The sequence below is a fragment of the Bacillota bacterium genome (assembly GCA_012839765.1).
GTDB lineage: Bacteria > Bacillota > Limnochordia > DUMW01 > DUMW01 > DUMW01.
This window is the reverse complement of the sequence record DUMW01000108.1, coordinates 1-10713: the sequence shown is the minus strand read 5'-3', so window position 1 is coordinate 10713 and position 10713 is coordinate 1. Positions and strand designations below refer to the sequence as shown.

At 53.4% G+C, this 10713-nt stretch carries 9 protein-coding genes and 1 pseudogene; all 10 read left to right on the top strand.

The window, feature by feature from the left end:
- Window positions 1–262: 262 nt before the first annotated feature.
- The 10 genes and pseudogenes from GXX57_10905 (at window position 263) to GXX57_10860 (ending at window position 10464) form a co-directional block, all read left to right on the top strand.
- On the top strand, window positions 263–937 hold the full coding sequence (locus GXX57_10905) for a rubredoxin (protein HHV45157.1): 675 nt from the start codon (window positions 263–265) through the stop codon (window positions 935–937).
- Window positions 937–1413: pseudogene (locus tag GXX57_10900) on the top strand (4Fe-4S binding protein). The gene GXX57_10905 and the pseudogene GXX57_10900 overlap by 1 nt, the downstream one beginning before the upstream one ends.
- Before the next feature lie 15 nt (window positions 1414–1428).
- Window positions 1429–2091 carry a rubrerythrin family protein gene (locus tag GXX57_10895; GenBank protein ID HHV45156.1) on the top strand — a complete coding sequence of 221 codons (663 nt, stop codon included), beginning with the start codon at window positions 1429–1431 and terminating at the stop codon, window positions 2089–2091.
- A 174-nt stretch (window positions 2092–2265) separates the two neighbouring features.
- Window positions 2266–2982, top strand: coding sequence for a FadR family transcriptional regulator (locus GXX57_10890; protein ID HHV45155.1), 717 nt, complete (start codon window positions 2266–2268; stop codon window positions 2980–2982).
- A gap of 102 nt (window positions 2983–3084) precedes the next feature.
- A complete protein-coding gene (locus tag GXX57_10885; protein HHV45154.1) occupies window positions 3085–3930 on the top strand; it encodes a dihydrodipicolinate synthase family protein in 846 nt (281 codons plus the stop codon).
- 148 nt (window positions 3931–4078) lie between these two features.
- Window positions 4079–5119, top strand: a complete 1041-nt coding sequence (locus tag GXX57_10880; protein ID HHV45153.1) for an exo-alpha-sialidase — start codon at window positions 4079–4081, stop codon at window positions 5117–5119.
- Window positions 5120–6046: 927 nt separating this feature from the next.
- Window positions 6047–6352: a hypothetical protein gene (locus GXX57_10875; protein ID HHV45152.1), complete on the top strand. Its 306-nt coding sequence runs from the start codon at window positions 6047–6049 to the stop codon at window positions 6350–6352.
- A gap of 472 nt (window positions 6353–6824) precedes the next feature.
- Window positions 6825–7841 carry a hypothetical protein gene (locus GXX57_10870; protein ID HHV45151.1) on the top strand — a complete coding sequence of 339 codons (1017 nt, stop codon included), beginning with the start codon at window positions 6825–6827 and terminating at the stop codon, window positions 7839–7841.
- Window positions 7842–8323: 482 nt separating this feature from the next.
- On the top strand, window positions 8324–8809 hold the full coding sequence (locus tag GXX57_10865) for a LacI family transcriptional regulator (protein HHV45150.1): 486 nt from the start codon (window positions 8324–8326) through the stop codon (window positions 8807–8809).
- Between the two features lie 605 nt (window positions 8810–9414).
- On the top strand, window positions 9415–10464 hold the full coding sequence (locus GXX57_10860; protein ID HHV45149.1) for an exo-alpha-sialidase: 1050 nt from the start codon (window positions 9415–9417) through the stop codon (window positions 10462–10464).
- The last annotated feature ends 249 nt before the right edge of the window (window positions 10465–10713 follow it).

Genomic DNA, 10713 nt, shown 5'->3' with positions numbered 1-10713 from the left:
TACACGGTGAGACTACTGCCAAAGGAGCTTGGCACGCCAGATGAAATATTGGAACGATATGGGATCGAACGGTCAACTTAGCACACGTTCTTTCTTTTTTTCCCTGGGCTTATGTCAAAACCCCAGAGATTTGGTAGAAACTAGAAGGATTCTGTCGGGACTTTGTGGAAAAAGAAACTGATCATGGTCTTCGAACTTTTGGTCTAAAGGGCGGTTATCGGGATGTTCGGTTACTCGAAAAAGCAAGTAAAGGAGGAAGGGTGTGAAACGATACACTTGTCTCGTTTGTGGGTACGTCTACGACGAAGCAAAGGGTAGTCCTGAGTCAGGTGTGGCACCGGGCACGCCGTGGGACAAGCTTCCCCCTAATTGGGTTTGTCCCCTCTGTGGTGCCACCAAGGCGGAGTTCAAAGAACAGACAGCAGATCCCGTACAGGAACGTAAACCGAAACCAGAGATGACTGAATTGACCACCGCAGATGATGAGTTGACCCCCTTGGAAATGAGTGCTCTTTGCTCAAACCTCGCCCGTGGTTGTGAGAAACAGTACAAGTTTGAACAAGCCCAGCTATTCAGCGAATTAGCCGAGTACTTCAAAGGCCAAGCCCAGCCTACACAGAACCCCGACTTTGACAAACTGCTAAGTGCTGTGGAAGAGGATCTGGAGACAGGGTTTCCCTATGCACAGGCTGTCGCAACAGAACTAAAGGACCGGGGGGCCTTGCGGGCCCTAGCCTGGAGCGAAAAGGTGACCCGAATCCTCAAGTCATTGTTGACCAGGTACAAAACCGAGGGTGACGCGATGTTCAAGGATAAGGAAGTATATGTCTGCACCATCTGTGGATATATCCACGTCGGCGATACCCTCCCAGAGCTCTGTCCCATCTGCAAGGTTGCCAACTGGAAGCTTGACAAGGTGGAAGGGAGGTTGCCATAATGAGTGATAAGTACGCGGTGAGAAATGTTCGCCTGTGTACCAAGGATTGTCTGTGTCTTTATGTCTGTCCCACCGGCGCCACCGACACGGAAAACAGCATCATTGATGTCGCTAAATGCATTGGTTGCGGTGATTGTGCCGAGGCCTGTCCCTCGGGGGCGATCTCGATGGTGCCGAAGGAGTATCCGGCCCCGCAACCGAAGGAGAAGGCGGTGGTGGCGGCGCTGCGCGCCCTGCTGCGGAGCAAGGCTGAGCAGGAGAGCATTGCGGCGGGACTTCCAGGGCCATTGGGTGCCGCCATTGAAAGATCCAACCGGTTAATGGCGGAGGATTTGCTGCGGGAATCCGGCTATATGCTGCCCCAGGGTCCAAATACCCTTAAGTTCTTAGAAGCCCTTATCGCGGGTCCATGTCCAGAAGGGTTTCCTGTGGATACGGTGAAACAACTCCTGGACCTGATCAAGAAAGATCTGAGGATGGAGGAAACGAGTATGGCGAAATATCGTTGTGGTGTTTGTGGATACATTTACGAAGGAGAACTGACCGCTGACTTTTGCTGTCCTAAGTGCAAACAGCCGGCTTCGGTCTTTAAACCGATCTCGGAAGAGCAGAAGCCTGTGAACAAATATGCGGGTACGAAAACGGAAAAGAACCTGATGGAGGCCTTTGCCGGGGAGAGCCAGGCCCGGAACAAGTACACCTATTTTGCCGAAGTGGCGAAACAGGAAGGATACGATCAGCTGGCGGAGATCTTCCTACAGACCGCAAGGAACGAGCAAGAACACGCCCGTCTTTGGTTCGACGCACTGGGCATGATCGGCAACACCGCCGAGAACCTTCTGCAGGCCGCGGAGGGCGAACATTACGAGTGGACCGATATGTATGCCCGGTTCGCAAAGGAAGCGGAGGAGGAAGGGTTCCCCGAGTTGGCCGCGAAGTTCCGGAGAGTCGCGGAGATCGAGAAGGCCCATGAAGAGCGGTACCGGGCCTTGCTGCGGAACGTGAAGGAACAGCGGGTCTTTGAAAAGGAGCAGGAGACCACTTGGGAGTGTCGGATTTGTGGACACCTGGTTACCGCCAAGTGTGCCCCCAAGGTATGTCCCGTGTGCAAGTACTCCCAGGCCTACTTTGAAGTGCGCAAGCAGAATTACTAAGGATGAAGGGAAGGATAGTGTTTGCATCGCCCCGATGCAAACACTATCCCCATTTTCCGCTACTTTTGGTCCGGACAACCCTATAGGGAAGCTGGGGGCAAGCAGGATTCTTGCTCTCCCATGGAGAAAAAGAATAGGTAAAACGTATGACGGTTACTAGAGGGATGTAGGCGAATGGTAGTCAAACCTTTGAAAAGACAATCACGGATCTTTGTGGAAGTCCGCAAGGCCATTGAAGATTTCATCGTGGAAAAGGGGCTCCAGCCCGGGGACCAGCTGCCCACGGAACCAGAGTTCTGCGAGCTTTTTGGCGTGAGCAGGACTGCTGTGCGGGAGGCCATGAAGCTGCTGGAAGTGTTCGGGGTAGTCAGTATCGAACCGGGGCGAGGTACTTTTCTGCGTAAACCCAATGCCGCGGACATGTTGAAGGGGATGCCCTTAAGCCTGATGCTCCGGCAGGAGGACTTCCGGGAAGTGACAGAAGTACGTCGCGTTCTGGAGCGCTACTGTATGGAGCGGGCCGTTTTGTGTACCACGAAGCAGCCCGAGGATCCCGCAGTTCTGACTATGCTGGAGAACTTGGAGAAGTGCGTCGCGCGGATGGAGGCAAGGGCGGCCCAAGGGGAAAGCCTGCTGGAGGAGGACATGGCCTTTCACCGGATTCTAGCGGAGTCTACGGACAACAGCGTATTGTTATTGATCTTGGAATTGTTCTGGAACCTACGGGTGCGGTTTCCCCACGATGACTCGCCGGAAGCCTTGCAGTTACGCTATCAAAGGCATAGACAGCTGTATAATGCCATCCGCAACGGTGACATTACCGGGTTGGCAAAGGCCTTTGAAGAGCACTACGCGGGCAGTGTGGAGGAGACTAGCTTAATGAATTTGTAGGCCAATTTGGCAGGGCGAAAAGGATAAGGCCATTGGACTGTCGAATAACGTAATACGTATGACGTTAGTCTGAGTTGACAAGAAATTGGAGGATTGGTTGCTATGGGACTGAAGGGGGTTATCCCTCCACTAATTACACCGCTGACGGGTGAAGGTAAGCTAGATGTCGACGGGTTGAAGCGTCTGATCGCGCGTATGATGCAAGCCGGCGTTGACGGCTTGTTTTTGGCCGGTTCCACCGGCGAAGGGGCTAACCTGACCGATGATGTGTTTTTTCCCTTGGTTGAGGAGACTTTGGCCTATTGTAACAGTCTGCCAGTCTACGTCGGGATCAGCGAAAACGGTACGGGAAAGGTGAAAGGCAAGATCGATCAACTGCGGAAGTATGCCCTTGATGGGGTCGTGATCACCGCACCCGCCTATTTCAACTACTCCCACCAGGGACTTTTGGGTTTTTTCACTGAGATCGCCGATTACAGTCCCTTCCCGGTGATTGTCTACAACATCCCTTCCAATGCCCATGTTTATCTCACACCGCAGCTATTGATCGAGCTTTCTCAGCACGAGAACATCTGTGCTGTAAAGGATTCCGCCGGCCGGTACATTGACTTTCAAAAGCTGCTCTTTGCCAAACAGGATGGTATCTTCCAAGCCAACCTCCTGCAAGGGTGTGAGGAGCTAATGATGGTGAGCAGCCTTGCCGGCGCGGACGGAGTGATTCCCGGCATTGCCAACATTGCGGCAAAGGAATGTGTGGCCATTTGGCAGGCGGCGCAAGAGGGCGCAGTGGTAGAGGGTTACCGGATTCAAAAACAGGTCATCGATCTGATGCGGATCTACCAACGGGGTCCCTGGGTGTTGGCCTTGAAGGAATGCCTGGCCAAGGAAGGTGTTTGTCAGCCCTACTTGACGGCGCCCTTTAGTTTCGAACCCTTGCGGGAAAGTTGAGGTCCCGCGCTTTCCGACGCCCCTTCTAAGTCATGGTTTCTTGGACCGGTAGATCGCGGCCAGGGAGGGGCTTGGAAGGCAGCTAGCAAGATGTGGGTTTTCGGGACGGGCGTGAGCCGTTGGTTTATCTTTCAGGGGGAATTGCGCCATGGTGAGGCAACAGGACTTGTTTGTCAGTGGTGTGGGGGGATATAAGACCTATCGGATACCGGCGTTGGTGGTAAGTACCCAGGGAACCGTCTTAGCCTTTTGTGAAGGGCGGAAGGACGGCGTTGCTGATTCTGGGGATATCGACATTCTGTTGCGACGCAGCTTCGATCAGGGTCGCACCTGGGAGGGGCCCAGGGTGGTGGTGGCCGGGGCCGGTGATACCGCGGGAAATCCGGCACCGGTGGTTGATCGCCGGACGGGAACCATTTTTCTGTTGTTTTGTCGGAATAACAGCGATGGGCCTGAGCCGTTGATCCTGACGGGGGAAGCACCTCGCACCGTCTGGTTGACCAAAAGCGAAGATGACGGGGCTACCTGGTCGGAACCAGTGGAGCTCACTTCTAGTGTTAAGCGCCCAGGGTGGACTTGGTATGCCACCGGTCCAGGTCATGGGTTGCAGCTGAAAAGTGGCCGCCTGCTCATTCCCTGTGATCATGCGGTTGGCCCGGAGAGCGCCCCAGTTCAAAGCCCCTATTTTTCCCACGTCATTTACAGTGATGATGCTGGTGCCACCTGGGAGATTGGTGGGGTCATCGGACCGGGAACAAACGAATGTACCTTGGTGGAACTGGAGGATGTGGCGTACATTAACTGTCGGGGGATGCTGGAAGGACATAGGGAGCGGGCCTATGCCTACAGTTACGATGAAGGTGTGACCTTTACACCGGTTGCCTGGGATCAAGTCCTCACCGAACCCCAGTGTCAGGCCAGCCTCCTCAAAGTTACCCTGCGCGAGAAACCCTATGTGCTATTTTCCAATCCCGCCAGTACCCGCAGAGAGAAGCTGACGATCAAGATAAGCAAAGATGACTGTCGAAGCTGGGAACCGGGGATATTGATCTATCCAGGGCCGTCAGCCTACTCGGACCTTTGTTCCCTAGATGATGGTCCTATCCTCTGCTTCTATGAACGGGGCCATCAAAACCCCTATGAGTTTTTGACACTGGCTACCATTGATACGGAGGAGCTTTTGGGTTAAAGTCTGTATTCGATTTAGGTCGGCTGTCGCTGGTACGAAGGAAAGGGGAGAGAAGTCAAAACCTTAGACCCTTTGGGGTGCGCCCAGTCTTCCTGGTAGCACCCTTCTGTTTAGTTCTGTGCCTTCCGTTCCAAACTCATTGTCCCCTTTTGTGTCTTTCTTGACTAGGAACTGCAGGAGATGGGCAAGGCTGCGCTACGGTTCCTTTACGAAGGGATGACCGGTGTGCGGGAGTTGCTAGCTAGCTTGGTGACTTCGCTGTTAGTGTGCCGGGCCTTCGTCTAACTTGGTTCTCTGGGACCATCCTGTTTCGCCCAAAAAATGGGGTTTTCCTTTAACCTCAGTCCATGGGGTGGGCTGATTGCACTCGCTCTTCCTGTCCTAATTCGCTATGGTCTCGAGCTTTCATCTTTCCCCTCCAAAGCGCCGTGCGGACTTCTCAACCGGGGAGGGGTACTTCCCGCAGTGGGTCTACGGTCCTTGATGGTCTTTTCCCCTGTACTAACAACAGGACAAAGGGGCCCGGGTTTTGGATCCATATATCACCGGAGATGCTGTTCTTTCGGGAGAAATTCAGCGGTTGAGAGGGAAGTCATGGACATATTGACCTTAATAACATGGTAAGAGAAGCCTGTCCCATTGTGGGCGTTTCCTGGCCTTGGGGGCTCCACAGGCGGGACTAGACCCGGGCTCCGGGGACGATGGAAGTTAGATGGAGAGCCGATGACCGCGGCTGTGATCAATGTGGTGCGGATGGCGGATACTATGGAGTCGGAAGAGGGTTGTGCGATTTTCCTAGATTGGATGAGATTATATCCATCTTGGGGGAAAGGGGTATCAAGATCGTATTGGATAGCCCACCGCTAGTTCTCCGATTTGGCTAGTGGACCGCCAGCCGAAGAACTATGGGTAAACGAAGGTGAGACAATGGACCACCTTTGGGGTCCGACGAACTGCTATGTTAACAATATCACTCGAGACTGTCGGCGGGCCTTTCCAGGTTTTCTCCGAGCCAAGGATGGCATCATTGATGAACTGAACCGCGGGGAACAGTCCTTGGAGTCAGACCTATATACATTGGCGGTAGATTCGCTTTCCGGAGAGCATGCCAACCGCAGTCTCGAGTTGAACTTCAGTGGGTTTGTGTTCCACTCGGTGATCGACTCTTGCAAGGAGCAAGCGGCAATGATCAAGGGTCATGTCCTTAAGCAATGGATGACCCACAGTCTCTAGCGCAGTCCCGGGCCTTTGATCACCATGGAGTTACCAAAGGGCTTGACGTGGTGGCATCCATCTGAGTACCAAACCATGGTGGAACCAGTCGTATGGCGCGGTGTGCAGGAAGTGGCTGACGATTGGTGCGGATACAAATTGGTGGTGGTGCCGGGTCTTCTCTGGGCGGCTCCCCTTTTGGCCGCCCGTCGGGAGGAATGAGTCCGTCGGGGAGATCGACGGGTCTTTCGGATAGGGCCCAGGACTAGCGGGTGGATTATCCGATCCCGGTGAGCCATCATAGGAATGAGGTGGTGTTGTCGTTGCCATGAACATCCCTGGATGGGATACAGGATTCTACCTGCCATGGGGTGAAATTAACTTAACCCCGTGTGTTGTGCGGCCATTTGTGTTAGTGGCTTGACGGGGAAGAGTACCTATCAAGAAAGAGGGGAGAAAGGTGCAGTACCAGCCGGACTATCGCAATCTGCTCATGGCCGCGCGGAACATCGAGGCGCCGCGCTTGCCCTTGTATGAACATTTGATTTCGCCGACGATCATGGAACAGATCATGGATCGGCAATTCGCGCAGCTGTTGCATGGGGACACCGAAGATAAACGAGAGTACCTGCGAAACTACACTGAGTTTTTCCGGATGATGGGCTATGACACTGTCAGCTTTGAGATTTGTATTGGAGACGTCTTGCCAGGCGGCGGCGCCTTGGGCGGTCACGTGCCGGGTGTGATCAAGACGCGGGAAGACTTTGACCGCTACCCATGGGACGAGATTCCTGGGCTCTACTTCAAAAAACACGCGGAGACCTTTCGCCTGCTCAGGGAGGTCATGCCGCCGGGCATGAAGGCGGTGGGCGGACCCGGCAATGGAGTCTTCGAACTGGTACAAGATATTGTGGGTTACATGGATCTTTGCTATATCAAAGCCGATGACCCGGAGCTTTATGCCGACCTGTTTCGGCGGATGGGTGATGTGCAGGTAGCCATCTGGGAGCGGTTCCTCAAGGAATTCGGGGACATCTATGCTGTGTGTCGCTTTGGTGACGACTTGGGCTTTAAAGTAGCCACTTTGCTTGCGCCCGAGGATATTCGCACCCACATTATCCCCCAGTATAAACGGGTGATCGACCTGGTTCATGCCTACGATCGGCCTTTCCTGCTCCACTCCTGTGGGAACATTTTTGCGGTGATGGACGACTTGATCCACGAAGCGGGGATCGACGCCAAACACTCCAACGAGGATGCGATTGCACCCTTCCAGGTCTGGGTGGAGAAGTACGGTCATTTGATCGGCAATTTCGGTGGCGTGGATACCGATGTCCTCTGCCAAAGGAGCGAAGGTGAGATCAAGGCCTACGTGAAAGAAGTGATCAGTCAGGCCAAGGGCCACGGTGGTTTTGCCTTGGGCTCTGGTAACTCCATTCCCAACTATGTGCCCGTAGAAGGATACATGGCCATGTTGGAAGCTGCCAACGAAGTTCGGTTAAAGGATTGACGTTCTGACCAGAAGGAGCCGATTCCGTCGAGAGCCCACACATCCAAACATGGTCTTGATTACCACGGAACATATGGAAGAGATGAGTCCTTGGGGTTTAACGGCATCAAGGCGGTTCCGGACCCCCAATCTGGACAACTTGGTCCAGCACCCTTAGATGTCTGTTATACCCGAAACCCGGTCTGTGGCCCTTCCTGGGCTTGCATTGAGCGGGATGTATTGCTACCATCACAGGTTGTTAGTAGCTCTCTGGGATAGAGTCTCGGAAGCGATTGGTTATGGTATATGATGAAGTCGGCCCTTTGCAGACTGCGGGCCCCAGAGCCCCTTCTTCTGGAGCCCCGGCTGCTGGGGCGGAATTTCCATCGTTGTTGGGAAACTGTGTGAAACAGTGAGGTAACGATTCGAGTACTAACTCGAGATGCCGCTGTCCAAAGAGCCGAATCTGCATACCAATTGCTCGGGCCGCGGGAGTATCCCACATGAGAGTCTCCCGGGTGTTGAACAATGGTTGGCGGGTAGCCCCCCAGACCAGAAAGCGGGTCCTGAAGTTCGTCGAGGCCCTGGGTCACGAACCGAACCATCTGGCTAGGAGCCTACCCAGTGGTTGTAGTTACATGGTGGGGATTAATGTCAACAGCCTAATCAACCCCTACTACGGATACTTGATCCAGGCGATCCAGTCCACCTTGATTGCCCACAAATGGGTCCCTATCGTTTTTCATGACGAACTGAGCCCAGAAAACCAGCTGGAAAACCTGCGCTCCTTCCGTCGGCTGACCGTAGAAGGTATCATTATTGTCAACTTCAGTTCCCGGCGCGCAGTGCGCGAGATTCTACTCGGGGTCAAAAAGCAGGGCAAGGCCATTGTGGTGATTTCCGAGTCCCTGGTGGATCCTGCCTTTACTACGGTGCTGTTAGATGTGGAGGCTGCCTACAAGGAGGCGACGGAGTATGCACCAATGTAGACCTTAGTCGCACCAACTGAAGAGATGTTGCAGACGGGTTTCCGCAGAAATATCGTTGGATTTTACAGCGGATTTACTTTCCCAGGCAGGGAAAACCACTTCCCGGGGCGAATAACATCATACGTATGTTGTCTGATGTTAAGGATAGGAAAAGGGGTGATATTTGCGGCGATTGGGTGGGAGCTTGTCCTCGATACTGGATGTATGCGGTGTCCTGGAAGTAGGCACAGGGGGGAGCACCGGGGAACATAATACATATGATGATTCCCTGCTTGGTGCCGATGACCGGATCTGAAAGGAATCTAGGCGAAGCTTACCAAAAACGTAGTGTGTGCGGAGTGACCCTTGCATGGGACAGGGATTTTGATGGAAATGCCGGTGGAATAGAACTAGAAATCCGGATGTTTCCGAGGCAGGAAAACGGTCCGAAGGGGTCGAATAACATCATACGTATGGTGTTTTGTGTCGGATTTCCTGCTTACTCGCGGTGTTCCTTACGGAGGGCGGTACATAGGGGACATTGGAATGTACGTAGTATGGTTTTCTTGATTAGATCTGGGAGATTTCTCTAGGATGTGGGTTTATGTGGAAAGCAGGTGTAGACATTGTTTGATATTCCCCTTATAGACTTGGATCAAGACCAGACGCGGCAGGTGGTGGTGGATAGGGAAAAGGGTCAATATCTTGGCCATCCGACGATAGTTTTGCTGGAGGATCACAAGACGATCCTAGCTGTGTACCCCAAGGGCCACGGCAAGGGCGCGATAGTCCTAAAGAGGAGCTGTGATGGGGGATTGACCTGGTCGGAACGTCTACCGGTACCGAAGAGTTTCGAGACCAGCAAAGAGACTCCTACCATTTACCGGGTCGTGGATCCCCAGGGAAGGAAACGGTTAATCCTCTTCTCCGGTCTGTATCCGATTCGCATGTCGGTTTCCGAAGATGACGGCCTTACCTGGTCTGAGCTTACTCCTATTGGGGATTTTGGTGGGATTGTGGCCATGTCCAGCGTGATTCCCTTGAATACGGGCAAAGGTCACTACGCGGCGTTTTTCCACGATGAAGGACCTTTCCTACGCAACAGTGGTGTGCCCACGAGCTATCAGGTGTTTAAGACCATGTCGACTGATGGGGGTTTGTCGTGGAGTGAACCGGTCCTGGTGACGGAGCACCCGGAAGCTAAACTCTGTGAGCCGGGGGCCCTCAGATCGCCGGACGGTAAGCAGATCGCTTTACTATTGCGGGAAAACGGCCGGAAGTTCAATTCCTTTGTGGTATTCAGTGACGATGAGACAGAATCTTGGACAGCACCGAGGGAGGTTTCCTCCGCATTGACTGGTGATCGGCATGTAGCCTGCTATGCCCCCGACGGAAGGCTAGTGGTTACCTTCCGGGATATGGCGAAGGATTCCCCCACCAGAGGAGACTGGGTAGCCTGGGTAGGGACCTATGCAGATATTGTAAACGGTACCCCTGGCCAGTACAGGGTCCGGCTAAAGGATAATCTTCATCCCTATGACTGTGGTTATCCAGGGCTTGTACTTTTGGAAGATGGTACCTTTGTCGCCGTCACATATGGACATTGGACCGCTGGTGAGGAGCCATATATTCTATCCGTTCGTTTCCGCTTGGAAGAACTGGACGTGAGGATATAACGGAGATTGGCTGATTGGTGTCGGAGGAAAAGAAGTGGCGGTGACGGCTGGCCAAGTCTTGGAACTGGACTCCTTTTCCCAATAGGTGTAATGAATACTTGTCGATGGTGACTAAAGAAATTAGGCTGGGGTTTTGACATAAGCCCAGGGAAAAAAAGAAAGAACGTGTGCTAAGTTGACCGTTCGATCCCATATCGTTCCAATATTTCATCTGGCGTGCCAAGCTCCTTTGGCAGTAGTCTCACCGTG

Excerpts from the sequence above, each read along its gene's own strand:
- GXX57_10895 (HHV45156.1), top strand. The coding sequence starts at position 1,429 with ATGGCGAAATATCGTTGTGGTGTTTGTGGATACATTTACGAAGGAGAA.
- GXX57_10890 (HHV45155.1), top strand. The coding sequence starts at position 2,266 with ATGGTAGTCAAACCTTTGAAAAGACAATCACGGATCTTTGTGGAAGTC.
- GXX57_10885 (HHV45154.1), top strand. The coding sequence starts at position 3,085 with ATGGGACTGAAGGGGGTTATCCCTCCACTAATTACACCGCTGACGGGT.
- GXX57_10880 (HHV45153.1), top strand. The coding sequence starts at position 4,079 with ATGGTGAGGCAACAGGACTTGTTTGTCAGTGGTGTGGGGGGATATAAG.
- GXX57_10875 (HHV45152.1), top strand. The coding sequence starts at position 6,047 with ATGGACCACCTTTGGGGTCCGACGAACTGCTATGTTAACAATATCACT.
- GXX57_10870 (HHV45151.1), top strand. The coding sequence starts at position 6,825 with ATGGCCGCGCGGAACATCGAGGCGCCGCGCTTGCCCTTGTATGAACAT.
- GXX57_10865 (HHV45150.1), top strand. The coding sequence starts at position 8,324 with ATGAGAGTCTCCCGGGTGTTGAACAATGGTTGGCGGGTAGCCCCCCAG.